Below are 18,627 nucleotides of genomic sequence, written 5' to 3'. Positions count from 1 at the left end.
CCTGTTTTCTGTTTGTATCAGAGTGCCACGTCTGAAAATTTTATCAATTGGTAAAATTTGGGTGGCGCGCCGCGGACCGCTTTTTGCAGAACCACGCCGAAAATTGCGGCAACTGTAGCTGTAGCGTGACACAGTTTTTTGCAGTCAGTTACACAGTTTTTTACAGCAAAGCGTTTTTCGGTTTCCGGTTCTCGTCTGTAGCGTGACACGGTTTTTTGCAGTCAGTTACACAGTTTTTTGCAGCAACGTGTTTTTCAGTTTTGGGCCCTCGCTCGGTGACTGCGTATAAAGCTGCCCATCGGGCGGGAACCTTTAACGGTCGTTTAACGCGCCTTTAGGGTGCGATGATGCCCATCCCGCGAAGAGCGGCCACGATTTCATTCACCATCGCCTCGTTCGAAGCTCCGGAGGTGTCGTCGGCGATCGCGGCCTGCTGCGCCCCCAGCACTTTGACGCCGGCGACCTTGTAGGTTCCATCGTGGCCGATCTCGACGCGCGTCGTGCCGCCGGTTGTCGCCCCGCCCGTATCCGACACGCATTGCAGGAATGCCTTCCCGTCCGCCGTGGCCTTGCCGGTCCGGATCTGAAGCTCTGCCCAAGTGTTCCCGGCGTATGTAATCGCCCATTTTTTCTTAATTCAGCGCCACCCAACCCGCACTCGCCAGCCCGTAAGCCAAATAGATCGTGCCGGACGAGGAGTTGCGGTACATTTGCCCGACAGCGACCGGCGTCACGCTGCCCACCGGGCTTACCGCAGCAACTTGCAGCTTGCCGTTACAGCGCGCCTCCCACGTCGGCGCGCTGTTTGCACAGGCCGCCCCCGAGACCGTGGCATCCGCGTTGCTGTCGATCACGCCTGTTCCTGCTGCATAATCCAGCGCCATCACTCGCTTGACGCCCGTCACCCCAGCTATAGTGATGTAGTCCCCCACGATCAGCTTTGTCGCGTCAGCGAACGTTACTGCCGTGCTACCGCTCGTTGTCGAGGCGGTAGTGCTGATGGCGCGGCTCGTACCCGCGACCGTGCAGACCCAGCGGTCAACATAGTCGGAAGAGTAGCCCTTCGAAATCACAGTGTCGCCGACGATAACCGTCCCCTGCGCGGGACCGAAGCCGTTGGCCACGTTGTAGTAGGGGTCTTCGTGGCATACGAAGTTCTTTCCCGAGGGGGACACGTCGCCGGTCGGCCAACCCTTGCCGACGAACAAGCTGAAAGCTGCCATCTGCATCCACGGAATCGCCGCGCCATTCGGAAAGGCGAGGCGCAAGTCCAAATAAGCCCCGTTACGCATCTGGCTCTCCAAGATCCGGACCTGCGACATTATGGGCATCCAGTCGTTCTCTGTCAGCTGGTCGATGCGGACGCCCATCGCGCCCGAGCCGTGGAGACCGTTGTCCCCTATGGTCCCCGAACCGACATTCCAAGTCGCTGATCCGTAGGGCGGCGCGGCCATCACCCCCCGCACCATCGTGAAAGCGGTCAGGACCTCGCCGGGGCGGTGTATCGGGATGTTGCTGATGCCGATGTCGGTACCCTCGGAGCGGTACACCAGCGTCGGTCCAAAGTACGGGTCGTTGTGTACGTATCGCTCCGGGCCGTCCGCGCTGGTCGGTACGTTCGGGTTCGGGATGATCGGATACGCGTCCGAGCCGAGCCACCCGCCCTTGTACGAGTAGGCCAGCAACGCGGGTGTCTTAAAGTTCGCCGAAAAGGTGCACTGGCTGAAAGTGACCCCTACCGCTGTGTTCGCGGGGGCGCGGTTGAGCACTCCGGTGCCTGCCACCAAGTCCACCGAAACGAAGCGAAAGAAGCCATCCTCCCCCGCGATGGTGTACGATGTGTTTCGCGAGAAGTGCTTGGCGGCTGAAACCCCCGTGACGGAGGTGCTCCCCGCCGTGGTGTCGGCGGTGAAGCTACCGCCTCCGGACGAGCCGTGGCGGGTGCCGATGTACTCGATGAACGGCGAGCCGAACAGCGGATGCGTCTTGAAGCTCTCGTTGCCGAACACCCCGTTGGTCATTTCCAGCCGCACGGGACCGTCCATGTCGTGTTCGTCAACCGCGTCGGCGACTGATCCGCCCAGGATGCGAAGTACGCCGCCCTCATTCGAGATATTGTTGTCCAGCTTGATCCGCGCCGGGTCTACGTGTTCGAAACCCCCTCCAAGCCGCACGTTGAAGTCCTGCCTGTTCGATGTCGCCGGGTTGCTGATGTAGATGTCGTAGTCGGTCCCGTCCGCGTGCGTCTTGTGCACAAGCTCGCTGTGGCCGCTGAACTCGACCTCGCGGAACGTTGAGCAGTTCTCAAGGAAGAGGGTAGAGACCGACACGCCGTCGCCGTAACCCACGTTTTCGAAGGTGCCTGTCACGTCCTTCTTAGCGGACCCTTCGAGGATGTTGCCCTTACCCGAGAGACCGCCCCATCCCTCCAGCCAGAGCATCGGACCCCGGATTGGTCCCCCGCTCGTCTGGATGTGGAGACCGCTGATACAAGCCGAACTGGTTACGAAATTGATACCGCCGTAACCCCGCCAGCGGAAGCCCGACCTGGCACCGATGATATTGACGTTCTCGATGACCGGGTTGTACGTGTAGTCCGTCTTCATATCGACGACGTAGTTGTCCGCCTTGAACTGGCAGTCGGCCAGCAGGAACTCGCGAATGCGCGTCACGCCGGTCGCGACGGTCGTCAGGAAGCGCCCCTCGTCCGCCAACAGATCGACCTTGAGTCCTCGGAACACGAGCGAGGCGTGGTCAGCGGCGGACCCCGCCTGTACCTCAAGCATCCCGTCACCGACAGATGCAGGCTCATAGCGGATGACCGCGTTGTTCTGTGCAATCAGTTCAAGCCGACTCGTAATCGGCAGAGTGACCTTGCCGTTGAAGACGTAGGCGTTCGGTGCGTTCTTCCAGTTACCCCCTGCCGCATCGCCGCTGTCTTGGGAGAGAACCACTGTGACGCCGGAGGCACCGTGCGCGTCGACGATTGCCTGTAAGGCAACGCTATTGTTGGTCGTCCCGCCGTCACCAGCGCCGCCGAAATCCTCAAGGAAGACGAACGCCCGATGGTCCTCCCACTTAAAGACTAAAGCCGAGCTCTCGACACGATAGAAGGTCTGCCGGTTGCGGCGTCCCTCGTCGCTGAAGATGCGGACGATCTGGTTCTCGCTCAGGCCGCCGAGCGCGGCGTCAGCGTCAGCCATCGTGTCGTAGAACAGGACATCGCCCGAAGCCTCGGAGGCAGCCTGTGCGGCGTTCTTGTATGCGGAAGCTGATAAGGCGCTAGATGCAGCCGCCGCCGCAGAGGCCGCAGAGTTGGTCTCGCTGACGAGAGCGGCGCCAGCAGAGGACTCCGCAGCGTCCCGTGCATCTTCTGCGCGCTGCACCATGGACGCGACACTGATGCCCGGGATCAACCGATACTCCTCGCCATTCCACCGCCATTCGATGACCATGCCCGGGAGCAGTTCGCCTGCCTGCAGCTCGGCGCCGGTGTTCGTCACCAGCGCTCGTGCCGTGCCTCCGTCGATGCCGATTGTCACCGCGCCGGTGTTGATGTCGACGACCCTTGCGACGAACTTTGCGGCATAGGGTGCCTTCGAGTGATCGCGGTCGGAGGAGCCGGAAAGCGCGTTCGCTGTCCCGCTCAAACTCACGACAACATCCGAGACAGCGCCACCAAATTCGCCGATCCGAACCCATCGCGACCACGCCCCAGACCATTTGTAGCGCCCGTGATTGCTGACCGTGTCGCCGTCGTAGCCGGTCTCCGTCGCTTGCGAGTGCGTCCCTTCGTCGGAAAGGGGCACTTCAGCTCCGGCCGCGTCCTCGCTGCCGGTCAAAGCCTCAAGTTCGGCCCAGGTCGACGGCGCCAGCAGGCCCCGAGTGACTTGCGAACGGATCGACGAAAGCTCGTTGGCGATCGAGCCGCTGCCCGCAAGAACTGAGGCGAGGACAAGATAGCTGACACGACCAGCGGTCTGCCCCGAGATGCCGAGCAGGTGGTCGACGAACGGTAGAGCTTCAGCTTCAGTAACAGGGATCCCGGCAGACATCTAAGGCTCCTTAAACGATGGTTGCGGCGACTGGCCCGGTGGGCGCGGTCGCGATGTCGTCGCCGTTCAGCGGCGCGACGTAGTAGGAGAAAGCGCCTTGCGGCGCAGAGGTGCTGGTGGCGCGGAAGGCGAGGATGGTCTCGACAGCCCCGTCGAAGTCCGTCGAGGCGACGATCTCGATCCGGTCGAGGTCGGAGACAGCAGGAAGGGCGAAGTAGAATTGGCCGTTATCGTCGAACGCGGCCGAGGCGACGGCAGACGCACCCGCAAGTTGGACCGTGACGGTCCCGGCCGTTCGACCGCTGACGATCAGGTATCCGCGATACGTGCTTTCGTCTGCCACCGTGAGCGCTTGCGACATGGTGCTTGCCGCGCCCGGCGTGTGGGTCGCCAAGCCGCCCGCGAGTGCCCAGCCACCGCGGAGCGTCCACGCTCCTGCATCTGACATGTCCCCGGCCGTCACGATATTGATGCGCGTGGCATCCCCGTCGGTGTAGCTCAACGACGAATTGGCCACGACGGGCACCGGCTGACCGACCGCGTGCGTTTCCACGTCGAGCGTGTCGCCTTCGGGCACCCGGAAGACCTGCACCTGAGCGGTGTCCGCTTGGGTCGCGAAGGAAAGCTGGGCATAGCCGAGGCCGCCCATGGCCGTCAGCCCGTCCAGGTCGATCGGTGTTGGCAACGGCACGCCGCCCGTCACGGCGAAGGTGCCGGTCGCGGTCGCGGCGCCGACATCGCCGAAGATCGAATAGGCGGTGGCAAAATACTCGATCGAGACCCCGGCCGGGTAGGACAGGACGGCGATGCCCGCTTCGCCTGTGACGGAGGTCACGTCGAAGCCGGGCGCTCCGACCACGCGGTGGCTGACGTCGATGCGCCCGACCGCCACGCGGTTCGTGGTCGGCATGCCCACCGGCACGGACACGTCGAGGGTGCCGTCGTCGGTGTAGGCGAAGGTCGGATGCGCGGCGGTCACGGTGCCGGTCACCGGCGCGTCGGGGGTTCCGGCGAAGGGCAGGTCGGTGCCAGCGATCCGGTTCCATGCCGGGGGCACATCCGCCAGCGACAGCGCGTCGATCTCCGGCGCGGCAAGCTGGAGGCTCAGCCGGTAGCTGCCTTCCGAGGCCGCTTCGACCGAGGTCACCTTGCACATCCAGTTGATCAGCTCGACCCGGCCGAAGGTCAGCCTGGTCCCCGGCGCGGGTGGCTCCACGCCGTTGTCGATGCGCAGGATCCGGGTCTCGCCGGGATCCGTGGCGACCGTCGCCTCGACAAACACGCCTTCCGGGGTCTCCTCGTCGGCGACATGCCAGCGGATCCCGTAGCGCACGCCCTCTTCCATGGTCGCGAAGGCGTCCAGGACGACAACCGCATCCATGCTGCGCACGACCCGGGCGGAGATCTGGGCAAGGTCGAGCATCTCGCAGCTCAGCCCGACCATGTCGCCGCGCATGCTTTCCCGCTGCGGGCCGCTCTGGAACACGGTGAACACGTCCGGCCGATGCTCGGCCTCGTACCCGCGCCAGCGCAGGTCCCGGTACACCTGGGCCGGGTCGGTCCGGCCTTCCAGCGAGACCTCCTCCAGCACGCGCGGTTCACCGGTGAAGCCGGGCCGCAGCACCACGCGCTCGGACTTCTCGTAGCCGGAGGTCTCGTCGAGGAAGGTGGCGATGAAGGCGTCCGGCAGGCGGCGGTAGCGCTTCGACCAGCGCAGGCCGAAGCTGTTGGTGGCGTCGATCAGCGCGACCGGCGCATCCTTGACCTCGTCCCAGCCGACGCCCCACCCGAGGCCGTCGCGGCGCCACCAGCCACGCCCGGCCGCGCAGACCGACGTCAGGATGGTCGCCAGGTTGTCGTCGCCCGCGAGAACGCGGTCGTACTTCAGGCCGCGCGTGTCACAGAACGCCCACCAGGCTTCCAGCTCGTCCATGTGGATCTGCGAGGCCGCGACCGGCGCAAAGTTGGCGTGCGGATGCAGGAGGATGTCCCGCACGACAGAGGCGGGGTTGCGGGGGAGGTCCCGCGACCAGCGCGTCCCGTCCCAGGTGTCGCAGTACCTGGTCACGATGCCGTTGACCGCGTCGAGCGTGCCGTTGGCGACCGCCGAGGCCTTGATGCGGATGGCCGAGCGCGCCAGCGGGACGACGATGTTCAACGGGCTTTGACGACGGATCCCGGCCGCAGCCACGAAGAAGGTCGTGGTGACCTCGCGCGAGTCCGTCCCGGTGTCCCGCGCGATCCGGATGTCCCAGATCCCGCGATGCGGCATCACCCACTCCTTCTTGTGGAAGAAGCCGTCGTTCGTATCGCGCGACTGGTCGATCCGGTCGAGTTCGGTCCAGACGGTTTCGCCGCTTTCGCGCAGCCAGATCCTGATCCCGACCCCGGCCACCTTGAAGCGGCCGTCGTCGGCCTGCCGGTAAAGCCCGCCGGGCCACTGGAAGATCAGCCGCACCACGTCGGTCTCGCGCGGGCTTGTCCAATGGTGATGAACCAGCCCATCGGCACCCGGCGCGAGCAGCTCCAGCCCGAGCCGGTCCTCGATCACCTGTTCGGCGATCAGCGTGATGTCCGGATCCGCGTCGGTGCCCGGCACCGTCTCGACCTCCACGCCCGGCAGGTCGGCGATCGGCATGTTGCCGATGCGGATGTCCTCGATCTGAAGTTCGCCGTGACCCCAGCAAAAATAGCCGTAGAGGTACTGCTCCCCGTTGACGATGTCGGAGAACGGCAGGGCGAGGAACACCGGCGACATGCGGATCCGGCCGACCGGGAACGGGAAGGCGGCGCCCGGCGCGATCCGGTTGCTCCAGCCGTCCAGGCTGTAAAGCTCCTCGCCCGCAGGCTGCTCCTTCCGCTTCGGCAGGCTGGGCACCAGCGACGACGCGATCGCACCGGCGACGGCGGCGCTCCCCACCAGTCCGGCGCCGACGACGCCGGCGTAGAACGCCTGCGCCGCGCCCAGCGAATAGATCCCGGTCGCGTTGATGAAGGCGCCGGTGGCGTGGCTGGCGATGACCTGCAGGAGCGGCAGCACGGGGCCGCCCGCGACGGGCCGGACGATGACCCAGGTCCCGGCGTGGGGCCGCACCCTGTGCCATGCCGCGCGCGGAACCGGCCAGACCCGGTCGCCGTGGCTGACGGCCACGCGAACGCCGGAGGTGTCCGCCAGGTGCGGCAAGGCCATCGCCACGATCTGCGCAATCGTCGACAGGGGCCCGGCCGGGACCTCGAAGGTCCGGCGCTGCTCGGGAAAGGGCGCCGATGCGACGATGACCTTCGTCATGCCAGCACCTCATGGCGGAAAGCGCCGACGAACCGATGGCGCCAGCCGGTCTTCGTCCAGTCGGCCAGCGAAGAGCGCCCGACGTGCATGTGCAGCATCTGGGTCGCGGTCCTGGGCTCAGGACCCATTGATTTAGTTGGGCGCGTGTTTTTCATCGTTAAAAAAACGAGCGGTGACCATGTCAAATCTTTTCTGGTTGAGCGATGCGCAGATGGCGCGTCTGGAGCCTTACTTTCCGAAGTCGCATGGCAAGCCCCGTGTCGACGACCGGCGCGTCCTGAGCGGGATTATCTTCATCAATCGCAATGGCTTGCGGTGGCGCACGCTCCAAGGGAGTATGGCCCGCACAAGACGCTCTACAACCGTTGGAAGCGGCGGAGTGATCGTGGTGTCTTCGCCCGGATCATGGCGGGACTGGCCGCTGAGCACGGCGAGGAGACGACTGTGATGATTGACGCCACCCATCTGAAGGCCCATCGCACTGCGTCCAGCCTGGGCGTTAAAAAGGGGGCGTGGACGCCTGATTGGCCGAACCAAGGGCGGCATGAACACGAAGCTGCACGCCATCTGCGACAGCCGTGGCCGACCCGTCGACCTGTTCCTGACAGCCGGTCCCGTCAGCGACTATATCGGGGCGCGTGCGCTGGTCAGCGGATTGCCCAACGTGAAATCGCTTCTCGGAGATCGCGGCTACGATGCCGATTGGTTCAGAGAAGTCTTGCAGGACAAGAAGATACGTCCCTGCATCCCGGGCGGGAAGAAACGGAAGACGCCCGCCCGGTACGACAAGCGCAGGTACAAGCGGCGCAACCGACCCTTTCGTGACATCGCTTTTCGATGCACTGCCGGGCAGCGATGCGAGATCATGTTCGGCAGACTCAAGGATTGGAGGCGGGTCGCGACCCGTTATGACCGCTGCCCACAAGCATTCTTCTCAGCAATCGCACTCGCTGCGACAGTAATCTTTTGGCTGTGAGTGGGAACGAGTCCTGAGCCTAGCCAGCCATAGGGTGTCGAATTGGCTGCATCAACGCGCCGCCAGATACGCACTCCGGGGCCCATAGCTTGTAGGTGCAGCTCACCGTCCGCCACCGTCGCGCGGCGCTCTGCGATAGTGGCATAGGGGCGCTGCCCGGACACAAGAGCAACAAGTTCGGTCTGCGCTCGGGCGGTCGCCGATGCGGACGCGCTGGATGCCGCAGCCGCCTCGGACGCAGCAGCATTGGCCTCAGAAACAGCCGCGGCATCTTGACTATCAGACGCCTTGCCTTCGCTGACGAGAGCGGCACCCGCCGAGGTCTCTGCCGCCTGGCGCGCGTCCTCCGAGCGCTGCACCATCGCCTCAACGTTGATGCCGGGGATCAGCCAGTATTCGGAGCCGTTCCAGCGTCATTCGACCACCATCCCGGGCATCAATTCGCCCGCCTGCAACGGGGCGCCGGTGTTCGTCGTCAAGGCCCGCGCAGGCGCACCGTCGATGCCGAGCGTCTCATGAGGCGGCCTTGCCGGCCCGGACGCGTCTTGCGCGCATTGAAAAGCCGGACTTCATGTTCAGCCCAAGGAGGAGGATGTTTACTGCACCCGCCGCGAGCTCGACGATTTGCACGACGGCGAAGGGCGCGCCGAATTGGCCGACTTGCGCCCGCAGCCCGAGAAACACGGCGGATGGGACGAGGACGATCAGGCCGTTCGCCGCCGCGAGCATTGTGCGTCGGCGCTTGGCCACGATCACGGGTGCCCTGGAGCGCCCTGCGAGCCGCGTGCCGCTTGCCCCGGCGGCGATCATGGCGAGCACGAGGACAGGCACTGCATAGAGAATCGCCGTGCGGACGATGACGATGCCGGCCGTGGACAGGACAAGTTCGGCGGTCAGCGCCGAACCCCAGAAGGTTACGATCGTGAGAAGGGCCGTGGCGCCTGCGATGCCGTGGATCGCGACAAGGGTGGTTCGGGACATGCTGATCTCCTTTTTAATAGCGTGCTATGTATATAGCTAAAGATGGACAGCACGCTATGCAAGATGTAGTCGTTGGCGATGACCGACGACACCTTCGACCGTACCCGTTCGGCGGGATATCTCGCCAACCATATGGCGCGTCTCTTCGCGCAGCGCCTGCACGAACGCATTCGTCCGCTGGGGCTTGCGCCTGCTCAGTTCATGACATTGCTGGAGTTGTGGGAGGAAGACGGGCTGACGCAGCGCGACTTGTTCGAGCGGCTCGATGTCGAGCAGGCGACCATGGCCAACACGCTTGCCCGGATGGAGCGGGACGGGCTGATCGAGCGCCGGGCGCATGCGACGGACGCACGGGCCAGGACGGTCCACCTGACAGACCGGGCCCGCGACCTGCGCGGTCCGGCGCAGGCCGCCGCGCGGGAGGTCAACGCGATGGCCCTCGGGCACCTGAACGGCGACGACCTCGATCGTTTCGTGTCCACCATGCGCAGCGCGGTGGAACGGCTGAAGGCGGGAGAAGAAAGGTAGCGCAAGGGCGCGACCGGGCAGAGAGACCTGATTCCTAATAGGGGTGCCGTTTCAAGACCGCAGCCCTGTGCGGGCCGGACCCGCGCGGGCATGCCGCGCGGACGTGTTCATGAAGACGCCGTCGCGCATCGGTCGAAACGGGCGGGATGCGGGCAAAGGCCCGGTGACAATGCGCCGGACCGGGTTGACGCGTCCGTGGACCTGTCTGCGCGGATCGTCTATGGGGTCGTGGTTTCCGGACCTCTGCTTAGGCGCCCGGGACCAGCACCAGTTGCACGCGGCGGTTCTGGGCGGCGGCGGGGTCGAAGCTGTTCTTCAGGCGGGAAAAGCCAACGCCCTCCGCCCGGATGCGCGAAGGCGGCAGACCCATGGTGCCCTGCACGAAACGGGCCACGGCCTCGGCCCGGCGGCGGGATAGGTCCATGTTGTAGGCGGCGGAGCCGACGCCGTCGGTATGGCCGATGAAGACCAGTCGCGCGTCGGACAGGCGCGGATCGCGCAGTGCATCGGCGAGGCTGGACAGCTTGCCCATCGCTTCCGGAGTCAGGTCGTCGGAGTTGTAGGCAAACAGGATTTCGAGGTCGATGGAGGGCAGTGGCGCAGGTGCGGCGGTGCTGCCGCCGGTGCCGCCGGCGGCGGCGTTCTGGGGGACCTCGGTCCGGTCGATCACGCCAAGGTTCACCACATCGTCGAGGGTGAAGGTGGCGGAGCCGGAGAATTCGTCGCTGGTGCAACCGGACTGGTCGAGCAGGCAGTCGCGCATCTCGGCGCTGGGGGCGGTCTCGGGCTGGGCCTGCGGGGCCGGTTCCAGCGAGAAGCTGTCGAGAGTCACGGTGGACTGGGCCAGCGCCGGCGCGGCGGCGAGCGGGACGCCGAAAATGGCGGCAAGGGCGAGAATGCGGCGGGTCATCAACAGGCCTCCTGGAGATTGCTGGATCAAGGATAGCGAAGACCCGTGCGGAATTCCACCGTGGACGCAGGCCGGTGTTCCGTGCTTTTTTACGCAAGGGCAAGGCCTTGCCGTATGGCAGGGCCGGGGGAGGATCTGGAATGGAGAAGTGTTCATGCGTTTGACCGGATTAATCGTGGCGACCGTGCTTTCGGCGGGGGCGGCCACGGCGCAGTCGACGCAGGAGGACTGGCTGGGGATCGAGAACGAGGTTGCGGTCCAGGGCTACAACAACGAGCCGATCTCGACCTACGACGAACAGGCGGATTTCCGGAAAATGGGGCGCGGCGTGGGGATGCTGTCGATATCGACCGACGGGGGCACGTTCCCCTGCACGGCCTTCCTCGTGTCCGAAAAGTACCTGCTGACCAACCACCACTGCGTGCCGGGGGTGCTGAAGGACGAGCGGGTGAACGCGACGAAGATTCTGGCGGTGGATTGGCTGGCGGGCTTTCACGAACCCGGTCGCATGGAAGAGGCCGAGCGGTTTTCGGTCAACCCGGAGCCGGTGGAGACCTCGGAAGACCTCGACTACACGGTGCTTGAGGTGACGGGCAACCCCGCGGGCAAGTATCCCCCCTTGCCGCTGGCGGCGACGCCGCTGAGGCCGGGGATGCCCTACTGGATCATTGGCCACCCCATGGGCAAGTCGCAGCACATCAGCCGCGAGGGCTGCCGCGCCGCCGATCCGCCGATGAACGACAACCGGCTGCGCCACACCTGTGACACGCTCGGGGGCAACTCGGGCTCGCCGATTATCGATTCCTCGGCCCGGCAGGTTGTCGGACTGCACAACTCGGGCAACAGCAGGGTGGGGATCAACTTCGGTATCCCGATGACGATGATCCTGTCGCACTCGAAGGTGCTGAAGGCGGCGCCGCCTGCGCGGGACAAGCCTCTGCCGCTGGTGATGACGCTGTACCCGGACGCGCTTGATGTGGGGCAGGAGGTGTCCGTGGTGGCCGACATGCCGGACGCATGCACGCCCGCCTTCGTGGCGCTGAGCCCGTCGTCGCAACTGACGCCGATCCCGCTCGATTTCTTCCAGAAGGTGCCGCTGGGACCGGGGCAGGTGCGCTACCAGATCTCGCCCGGCGGACGCTACGGGTTGGTGATCGAGGAGGGCGACGAGAAGGGCGCCCACAAGCTGGGGTTCCTGTGCGGACCGGGCGGGTTGACGGAGCCTGCGGCATTGCAGGATGCGCTGCGCGGCGTGGTGGCGTCGCTTTCGGCGGGGCAGACCTCGGGCGAGGTGGCCAGTGGAGCGGGGCCGGTGGGCTACGCCTTCCGCACGTTCGAGGTCCGGTGATGCGGCGCGCTGTTGCGGGGGGCCTGCTGGCGCTTGTCACATGGGCCGGGATGGCCGCTGCGGCGGAGATCCGGCTGAAGCCCGAACTGGCTGGGCGGTTGGCGCAGATCCGCCCGGTCTATGGAGAGCGCAATTCGCTGGGCGATGACGGGCCGATCCTCGTGACCGAAGGGGGCGGGACCACCCTTTGGGGGCAGACGTTCAAGATCATCGGCATCGACGGTGTGATCGAGGCGGGCGATGCCGAGAAGCTCTCCTCCCTGATCGGGCCATACGAAACGGCGGGGCCGTTCCTCGTGGTGATGAACTCACCCGGCGGCAATTTCCTCGAAGGCGTCCGGATGGGCAAGGTCCTGAAGGAATACCGGGAGGGCAACGGCGATCCCTACCTGACAGGTGTGGTCGTGCTGGCCGGACAGGAGTGCATGTCCGCCTGCGCCGTCGCCTTTGCGACCTCCGCCCTGCCGCGAGACAGCGGCATGTCCGTGCGCTTTGTCGAGATGGGCGCGCGGCTGGGGTTCCACATGCCCTTCGTGCCGACCGATCAGCAGAGCCAGCAGACGGAGATCGCCCGTGCCATGGACCTGACCTACGAGGTCATGTCGGAGTACATGGCGCTGATCGGCAACCGGGTGGCGCCGACGGCGCTGGTGCAGAACGCGCTGTTCTATCGCCGCCCGGATCAGTTCTTCCTGCTGGAAGGCGGGCTTGTGACGCGCTTCATGGACTTCGTGCCGGTGGCGGGGCCGGTGGGGTCGACGCCTCTGACGGCCTCGGGTCTGACACAGCGCGACGTGCTGAACATGTGCCAGTATCAGGCGTATTCCGCCGGGCGGGAATTCATTGCGGCGGAATACGAGTTCTGGCCGGTGCAGGCCTATTCGCAGTTCCCCGACGACACCCCGGTCGAGGAGCTGTTCCGCCAGGTCGGTGCCAGCAGGATCACGACGCATGGCTGCTCGGCGGAACTGTTTGAGGGCGGTACGCTCGGGGTTTCGGCCATCGGCGACTGCCCGCAGGACGTGCCGTCTGGCTGGTGCCGGTCGGAACAGGCGCAGGGCTACGTGGGCCGGTTGCCTCCGGCGACGGGCGCGCTGCTGGCCGACAGCCTTGGCTGCCACGGCGGTCGGATGACGCACACATACTACCGCTGGGACGACACCAACGCCTTCCTCGAAGAGGAGCGCCCCGATGCCTACCGCTGGGAGGGCGCGCCGCCCGGGGCGCCGGAGTACGCGCTGGACTGGAGCGGCGCGGTGCTGCCCACGAACCTGACGCTGCGCGACGCGCCGGGGGGCGAGCGCGTCACGGTCCTGGACGCGGGCACGCCGGTCGAGGTCGAGGATTGCGCGCTCAGCCCCGACGGTCAGGGTGTCTGGTACAGGGTCGCTGCGAACGGCATGTCGGGCTGGGGCAGCGCGCGCTACATCGACGTGCCCGCGCTGCAGGGATGGGACTTCATGGTGCGCCCGAAGGGGTTCCAGTAGCCGACGCCTGACGTACGTACCGATGCACGCCGGATCAGATCCCGAGGAACTGCTGCTTCACCGCCCCGGTCATCTCGCCAAAGCGGCCCTGCCACGCCACGGCCCCGCGTTCCAAGACCACCGCCCGGTCGCAGACCGAGGACAGCTCCGATGGCGATTTGTCGATCACCAGGAGCGCCATGCCGCTTTCCGCCTTCAGCCTGCGGATCGCGCCCCAGATCTCCTGCCGGATCAGTGGGGCCAAACCCTCCGTCGCCTCGTCGAGGATCATGAGCCGGGGGTTGGTCATTAGCGCCCGCGCAATGGCCAGCATCTGCTGCTCTCCCCCCGACAGCGACCGCGCCACCTGCTGCTGCCGCTCCGCCAGCCGGGGGAACAGACCGGCCACAGCGGCGCTGTCCCACGGCCCGGGGCGCGCGGCGGCGCGCAGGTTCTCGTCCACCGTCAGGTCGGCGAAACAACGGCGCCCCTCCGGCACTAGCCCGATGCCCAGCCGGGCGGCGCGGTGCGGCTTCAGCCGGGTCAGGTCGTGCCCTGCAAAGTCGATCGCGCCGCCGGTCGCAACCATCCGGCAGATCGCCCGGACGGTCGTCGTCTTGCCCATGCCGTTGCGGCCCATGAGCGCCAGCGCCTCGCCCTCCGCCAAGGCGAAGGAGACGCCGAACAGCGCCTGCGACGCGCCGTAGCGGGCGCTGACGGAGTCGAGGGTCAGAAGGCTCACGCGGTTTCCCCCAGGTAGGCGTCGCGCACGGCTGCATCGGCCCGGATCTCGTCGACCGTGCCCGTGGCGATGATCCGGCCATACACCAGGACAGAGATCCGGTCGGCCAGCGCAAAGACCGCGTCCATGTCGTGTTCCACCAGCAGGATGGGTGCCTCGGCGCGCAGGCTGTCCAGAAGGCGGGTCAGCGCGGCAGAGCCCTCCATCCCGAGGCCCGCCATCGGTTCGTCCATCAGGAAGGCCTTCGGTTGCAACGTCAGCGCCACCGCGATCTCGAGCTGCCGCCGCTGCCCGTGCGACAGGTCGGCGGTGCGGGTGGCGGCGAAATCGGCGAGGTCTGCGCGTTCCAGCGCCGCCTCCGCCCGGTCGCGCAGTGAGCGGTCGGCGAGGGCGGGCCGCAGGAACCGCCAGGGCCGTCCGGACTGGCCAAGCGCCCCAAGCAAGGCGTTCTGCAGGACGGTGTCCTCCATAGCGAGCTGGCTGATCTGGAACGTGCGGGCCAGCCCCGCCCGCGCGCGCGCCGCGGTGTCCCGTGCGGTGACGTCGCGCCCTTCGAGCAGCACCGACCCGGCGTCGGGCGCCAGCGCGCCCGAGACCTGCGCGATCAGCGTCGACTTGCCCGCGCCGTTCGGGCCGATCAGGGCGTGGATTTCGCCCGCGCGCAGCGTCAGCGACACGTCGTCGGTCGCAGTCAGCGCGCCGAAAGCCTTTCGCAGGTTGCGGGTTTCCAGCACGGGCTCAGTCATGCGCCTTCGCCCTCCCGGTCAAAAGGCCGATGACGCCGCCCTGGCCCCAGAGCGTGACAGCCAGCAGCAAGAGGCCGAACCAGATGTGCCAGTATTCCGACAGCTGGCCCAGCCAGTGCTCCATCAGCACGAAGATTGCCGCCCCGATCACCGGCCCGAACAGCCGCGCGGTGCCGCCAAGGATGATGAAGACGATGAACTCGCCCGAAAGCTGCCAGGAGAACATCGAGGGCGAAACGAACCGGTTGAGGTCGGCAAAGAGCGCGCCCGCCAGCCCGGTGACCGCGCCCGACAGGGTAAAGGCAGCCAGCCGCAGCCGCACCGGATCGAGGCCCACGGCCCGCACCCGCTCGGGCGCCTGCCGCGCGGCGTTCAGCGCCAGGCCGAAGGGCGAGCGCATCAGCGCCGCCGTCAGCGCCAGCACCGCGAGCAGCACGACAAGGCACAGACCGTAGAACTGGATAGGCACCAGCGTGTTCAACCCGGGAAAGCCGTTGCGGACATAGATCGACACGCCGTCCTCGCCGCCATAGGCCGCCCAGCTGATCGAGAAGAAATAGAACATCTGCCCGAAGGCGAGCGTGATCATGATGAAGTAGACGCCGGAGGTCCGCAGCGCCAGCAGCCCTATGAAAAAGGCCGCCAGTCCCGACACGACCAGCGCGACAAGCCAGATCACCGGCATCGCCTTGGTGCCCGGAACGCTCACCCCGAAGAATTCCATCGGCGCGTAGCTCTGCGCGTGGAAGGCGAGGATGCCCATGGCATAACCGCCCAGCCCGAAGAACACCGCATGGCCAAGGCTGACCAGCCCGCCCACGCCGAGAGCGATGTTCAACCCGGCCGCCGCCAGTGCCAGGATCACTGCACGCGTGGCCAGCGTGATGGTGAACGGCTCATCCGCAACCAGTGCCCATCCAGGCACGGCAACCAGTGCGAGCAGCACCGCAATGTTCAGCCACCCCTCCCGGCTCATGCGTGGAGCCCCTGTTTCTCTGCTTTCCAAATACTCATGCCGACACATGCCACAGGTCGCCCGCTCACCGGTTCAGCACCGCGGCAACTCATGTCCGCACCCCGTAAAGCCCGGTGGGCTTCCAGACCAGCACCGCCGCCATCAGGATGTAGATCGCCATGGAGGCCAGTGCGGACCCGGTCTGCGTGGCCTCCGACGGCGGCATGAACAGCTTGAAGAACTCGGGCAGGAAGACGCTGCCCAGCGTGCCGGTCAGCCCGACCAGAAGCGCCCCGACCAGCGCCCCCCTGATCGAGCCGATGCCGCCGATGACGATGGTGACGAAGGCGAGGATCAGCACCGGCTCGCCCATGCCGACCTGCACCGACTGGAGCGTGCCCACCAGCGCTCCCGCCAGCCCGGCCAGCGCCGCGCCAAGCGCGAAGACCAGCGTGTAGAGCGCATCGATATTCACGCCGAGGGCGGCGATCATCTCGCGGTCGTTCTCGCCCGCGCGGATGCGGATGCCCAGCCGGGTGCGCCCGATCAGCCAGAACAGCGCCGCCGCCAGAGCCAGTCCGGCGCCGATCAGGGTCAGCCGGTAGAGCGGGTACTGGATGCCGAAGGGCAGGGTGACGGGCCCCGACAGGGCGGGTGGCACGTCGAGATACAGAGGAAAGGAGCCGAAAAGCCACCGCGTTCCTTCCGAAAAGATCAGGATCAGCGCGAAGGTGGCCAGCACCTGGTCCAGGTGATCACGGCCGTAAAGCCTTCGGATCACCGCCAGTTCGATCAGCGCGCCCGCGGCGGCCGCTCCCGCCAGCGCCCCGACCAGCCCCAGCGCGTAGGAGCCGGTGGCGGCGGCCGTCGCGGCGGCACAGAACGCGCCGACCATGTAAAGCGATCCGTGGGCAAGGTTGATCAGCCCCATCACGCCGAAGATCAGCGTGAGGCCGGCGGCCATCAGGAAAAGCATGATGCCGGATTGCAGGCCGTTCAGGACCTGCTCTGCGATGAGGGTCGGGGACATGGGGGGATCCTGGCGCGTCGGACCGGGGCCGGGCGGCGCAACAGCCCCGCCCTACACGCCGCCGCGCCCCCGGGTCACGGTGCGGTCACCGAAACAGGGGGCGGAACGGTCCGTAGGGCGGGGCTTCGCGCCGCCTCCGACCGGGTCACATCTTGCAGTCGCCGACGTAGGCGTTGTCGCGGTTCTCCATCGCGGTGGCGACGATCTTGTTGGTAAAGACGTCGCCTTCCTTGATCACCTCGCGGGTGTAAAGGTTCTGGATGGGGTGGTTGTTCGCCGCGAAGGAGAACGACCCGCGCACAGAGTCGAAATCTGCCTCCTTCAGCGCCGCGCCGAAGGCCGCGTCGTCGTTCACGTCAGCCTTGTCGATGGCCGAGAGCAGCAGGTTCGCCGTGTCATAGCCCTGCGCCGCGTAGATCGACGGCAGGCGCCCGTACTTCTCGGAGTAGGCGTCGACGAAGGCGGCGTTCGCGGCGTTGTCGAGGTCCTTCGACCAGGAGGACGTGTTCTTCACCCCCACCGCCGCGTCGCCGACGGCCTGCAGGATGTTCTGGTCGAAGCTGAAGGCCGGACCCACCAGCGGCAGATCGACACCGGAATCCGCGTATTGCTTCAGAAACGAGATGCCCATCCCGCCCGGCAGGAAGAAGAAGACCGAATCCGCGCCCGACGCACGGATTTGCGCGATCTCGGCGGCATAGTCGGTCTGGCCCAGCGTGGTGTAGATCTCGCCAGCCAGCTCGCCTTCATAGAACCGCTTGAAGCCGTTCAGGCTATCCTGCCCCGCCGGGTAGTTCGGCGCGAGGATGAACGTTTTCTGGAACCCCTCCTGCGTGGCATAGGCGCCCGCCGCCTCGTGCAGGTTGTCGTTCTGGTAGCTCACCGAGAAGTAGTTCGGGTTGCAGCCCGCGCCGGCCAGCTGGGCCGGGGCCGCGTTGGTCGAGAGGTAGAACAGCCCCTGCGCGGTCGCCGCCGGCACGACGGCCATGGCGAGGTTCGACCACACGATGCCGGTCAGCACGTCGACCTTCTCCGACTGGATCATCTTGTCGGCAAGTTGCACGGCCACCTCGGGCTTTTGCTGGTCGTCTTCGACCACGACCTCCACGTCGTCGCGGCCGGCCTGTTCGATCGCCAGCAGGAAGCCGTCGCGGGTGTCGATCCCCAGCGAGGCGCCGCCACCGGACAGTGTGGTTATCATGCCGACCTTGACCTCTGCCGCGGCGGGCAGGGCGGCCAGAAGGCCGAGCGCGGTGGTCAGCGCAAGCGTTCTGCGGTTCATGGTTTATCTCCCTGTGTTCTTGTTGTCGTCTTGTTGTCGTTTTGGTGTTGGTCCGAATGCATCGGATGGTGGGCGGATCAGAAGGCCCGGAAGGTCAAGGTGGTCAGCGTGCGCTGGATGTTCTCGACGTTGGCGATCTTCTCGGCGATGTACTTGCCGATGTCCTCGTCCTCGGGGATGTAGAGTTTGACCAGCAGGTCGAACTCTCCGCTGGTGGAAAACAGCTCCGAGTGGACCTCGCGCAGCGCAATATCCTTGGCGACCTTGTAGGCGGTGCCGGGCGTGCAGCGGATCTGGACGAAGACGCAGGTTGTCATGA

Annotated in this window: 15 protein-coding genes and 1 pseudogene; 5 read left to right on the top strand and 11 right to left on the bottom strand. The window is 66.1% G+C overall.

The features are described 5' to 3' along the window. Window positions 1–334 precede the first annotated feature (334 nt). From ABFK29_RS19235 to gpJ, 3 genes are all read right to left on the bottom strand, one after another. Window positions 335–535, bottom strand: a complete 201-nt coding sequence (locus tag ABFK29_RS19235; RefSeq protein WP_005861383.1) for a hypothetical protein — start codon at window positions 533–535, stop codon at window positions 335–337. Between the two features lie 97 nt (window positions 536–632). Then, entirely contained in the window at window positions 633–4,055 is a 3,423-nt protein-coding gene (locus ABFK29_RS19230; protein WP_005861381.1) for an FAD-binding protein, read from the bottom strand. A gap of 10 nt (window positions 4,056–4,065) precedes the next feature. Further along, window positions 4,066–7,344 carry a TipJ family phage tail tip protein gene (gene gpJ / locus ABFK29_RS19225; protein ID WP_005861379.1) on the bottom strand — a complete coding sequence of 1,093 codons (3,279 nt, stop codon included), beginning with the start codon at window positions 7,342–7,344 and terminating at the stop codon, window positions 4,066–4,068. 178 nt (window positions 7,345–7,522) lie between these two features. On the opposite strand from gpJ, the pseudogene ABFK29_RS19220 reads away from it, so the two are divergent. Further along, a pseudogene (locus tag ABFK29_RS19220) lies at window positions 7,523–8,320 on the top strand (IS5 family transposase). Window positions 8,321–8,608: 288 nt separating this feature from the next. After that, complete coding sequence (locus tag ABFK29_RS19215; protein ID WP_157136557.1) at window positions 8,609–8,839, top strand: hypothetical protein; 231 nt, start codon at window positions 8,609–8,611, stop codon at window positions 8,837–8,839. Here the strand turns inward: ABFK29_RS19215 and ABFK29_RS19210 are convergent. Then, a complete protein-coding gene (locus tag ABFK29_RS19210; RefSeq protein WP_005861370.1) occupies window positions 8,834–9,301 on the bottom strand; it encodes a hypothetical protein in 468 nt (155 codons plus the stop codon). The two genes, ABFK29_RS19215 and ABFK29_RS19210, sit on opposite strands and share 6 nt — an antisense overlap. A gap of 78 nt (window positions 9,302–9,379) precedes the next feature. On the opposite strand from ABFK29_RS19210, the gene ABFK29_RS19205 reads away from it, so the two are divergent. Beyond that, window positions 9,380–9,829 (top strand): MarR family winged helix-turn-helix transcriptional regulator, encoded by a 450-nt coding sequence (locus ABFK29_RS19205; RefSeq protein ID WP_005861368.1) that lies wholly within the window; start codon window positions 9,380–9,382, stop codon window positions 9,827–9,829. Window positions 9,830–10,076: 247 nt separating this feature from the next. Here the strand turns inward: ABFK29_RS19205 and ABFK29_RS19200 are convergent, their stop codons facing one another. Next, window positions 10,077–10,739, bottom strand: coding sequence for an OmpA family protein (locus ABFK29_RS19200; protein ID WP_005861366.1), 663 nt, complete (start codon window positions 10,737–10,739; stop codon window positions 10,077–10,079). 154 nt (window positions 10,740–10,893) lie between these two features. Between ABFK29_RS19200 and ABFK29_RS19195 the strand changes: the two genes are divergently transcribed. Continuing rightward, window positions 10,894–12,087: a trypsin-like serine peptidase gene (locus ABFK29_RS19195; protein ID WP_005861364.1), complete on the top strand. Its 1,194-nt coding sequence runs from the start codon at window positions 10,894–10,896 to the stop codon at window positions 12,085–12,087. After that, window positions 12,087–13,574 carry an SH3 domain-containing protein gene (locus tag ABFK29_RS19190; RefSeq protein ID WP_005861363.1) on the top strand — a complete coding sequence of 496 codons (1,488 nt, stop codon included), beginning with the start codon at window positions 12,087–12,089 and terminating at the stop codon, window positions 13,572–13,574. Before ABFK29_RS19195 ends, ABFK29_RS19190 begins: the two co-directional genes overlap by 1 nt. Before the next feature lie 34 nt (window positions 13,575–13,608). Here the strand turns inward: ABFK29_RS19190 and ABFK29_RS19185 are convergent, their stop codons facing one another. The 6 genes from ABFK29_RS19185 to ABFK29_RS19160 all read right to left on the bottom strand — a co-directional run bounded on the left by ABFK29_RS19185 (window position 13,609) and on the right by ABFK29_RS19160 (window position 18,625). Then, window positions 13,609–14,295 (bottom strand): ABC transporter ATP-binding protein, encoded by a 687-nt coding sequence (locus ABFK29_RS19185; RefSeq protein WP_005861361.1) that lies wholly within the window; start codon window positions 14,293–14,295, stop codon window positions 13,609–13,611. Next, on the bottom strand, window positions 14,292–15,041 hold the full coding sequence (locus tag ABFK29_RS19180; protein WP_005861359.1) for an ABC transporter ATP-binding protein: 750 nt from the start codon (window positions 15,039–15,041) through the stop codon (window positions 14,292–14,294). The genes ABFK29_RS19185 and ABFK29_RS19180 overlap by 4 nt, the downstream gene beginning before the upstream one ends. Further along, complete coding sequence (locus tag ABFK29_RS19175; RefSeq protein ID WP_005861357.1) at window positions 15,034–16,017, bottom strand: branched-chain amino acid ABC transporter permease; 984 nt, start codon at window positions 16,015–16,017, stop codon at window positions 15,034–15,036. Before ABFK29_RS19175 ends, ABFK29_RS19180 begins: the two co-directional genes overlap by 8 nt. A gap of 88 nt (window positions 16,018–16,105) precedes the next feature. Then, a complete protein-coding gene (locus ABFK29_RS19170; protein ID WP_005861356.1) occupies window positions 16,106–17,026 on the bottom strand; it encodes a branched-chain amino acid ABC transporter permease in 921 nt (306 codons plus the stop codon). A gap of 145 nt (window positions 17,027–17,171) precedes the next feature. Beyond that, window positions 17,172–18,308 carry an ABC transporter substrate-binding protein gene (locus ABFK29_RS19165; RefSeq protein WP_005861354.1) on the bottom strand — a complete coding sequence of 379 codons (1,137 nt, stop codon included), beginning with the start codon at window positions 18,306–18,308 and terminating at the stop codon, window positions 17,172–17,174. A gap of 77 nt (window positions 18,309–18,385) precedes the next feature. Beyond that, window positions 18,386–18,625 (bottom strand): Lrp/AsnC ligand binding domain-containing protein, encoded by a 240-nt coding sequence (locus ABFK29_RS19160; protein ID WP_005861352.1) that lies wholly within the window; start codon window positions 18,623–18,625, stop codon window positions 18,386–18,388. Window positions 18,626–18,627: the final 2 nt, after the last annotated feature.

Source organism: Sagittula stellata E-37, assembly GCF_039724765.1.
Classification (GTDB): Bacteria; Pseudomonadota; Alphaproteobacteria; order Rhodobacterales; family Rhodobacteraceae; genus Sagittula; species Sagittula stellata.
This window is presented reverse-complemented; position numbering and strand designations above follow the sequence as displayed.

Coding starts and splice junctions, on each gene's coding strand:
- ABFK29_RS19230 (WP_005861381.1), bottom strand. CDS start 4,055: ATGTCTGCCGGGATCCCTGTTACTGAAGCTGAAGCTCTACCGTTCGTC.
- gpJ (WP_005861379.1), bottom strand. CDS start 7,344: ATGACGAAGGTCATCGTCGCATCGGCGCCCTTTCCCGAGCAGCGCCGG.
- ABFK29_RS19210 (WP_005861370.1), bottom strand. CDS start 9,301: ATGTCCCGAACCACCCTTGTCGCGATCCACGGCATCGCAGGCGCCACG.
- ABFK29_RS19205 (WP_005861368.1), top strand. CDS start 9,380: ATGACCGACGACACCTTCGACCGTACCCGTTCGGCGGGATATCTCGCC.
- ABFK29_RS19200 (WP_005861366.1), bottom strand. CDS start 10,739: ATGACCCGCCGCATTCTCGCCCTTGCCGCCATTTTCGGCGTCCCGCTC.
- ABFK29_RS19195 (WP_005861364.1), top strand. CDS start 10,894: ATGCGTTTGACCGGATTAATCGTGGCGACCGTGCTTTCGGCGGGGGCG.
- ABFK29_RS19190 (WP_005861363.1), top strand. CDS start 12,087: ATGCGGCGCGCTGTTGCGGGGGGCCTGCTGGCGCTTGTCACATGGGCC.
- ABFK29_RS19180 (WP_005861359.1), bottom strand. CDS start 15,041: ATGACTGAGCCCGTGCTGGAAACCCGCAACCTGCGAAAGGCTTTCGGC.
- ABFK29_RS19175 (WP_005861357.1), bottom strand. CDS start 16,017: ATGAGCCGGGAGGGGTGGCTGAACATTGCGGTGCTGCTCGCACTGGTT.
- ABFK29_RS19170 (WP_005861356.1), bottom strand. CDS start 17,026: ATGTCCCCGACCCTCATCGCAGAGCAGGTCCTGAACGGCCTGCAATCC.
- ABFK29_RS19165 (WP_005861354.1), bottom strand. CDS start 18,308: ATGAACCGCAGAACGCTTGCGCTGACCACCGCGCTCGGCCTTCTGGCC.
- ABFK29_RS19160 (WP_005861352.1), bottom strand. CDS start 18,625: ATGACAACCTGCGTCTTCGTCCAGATCCGCTGCACGCCCGGCACCGCC.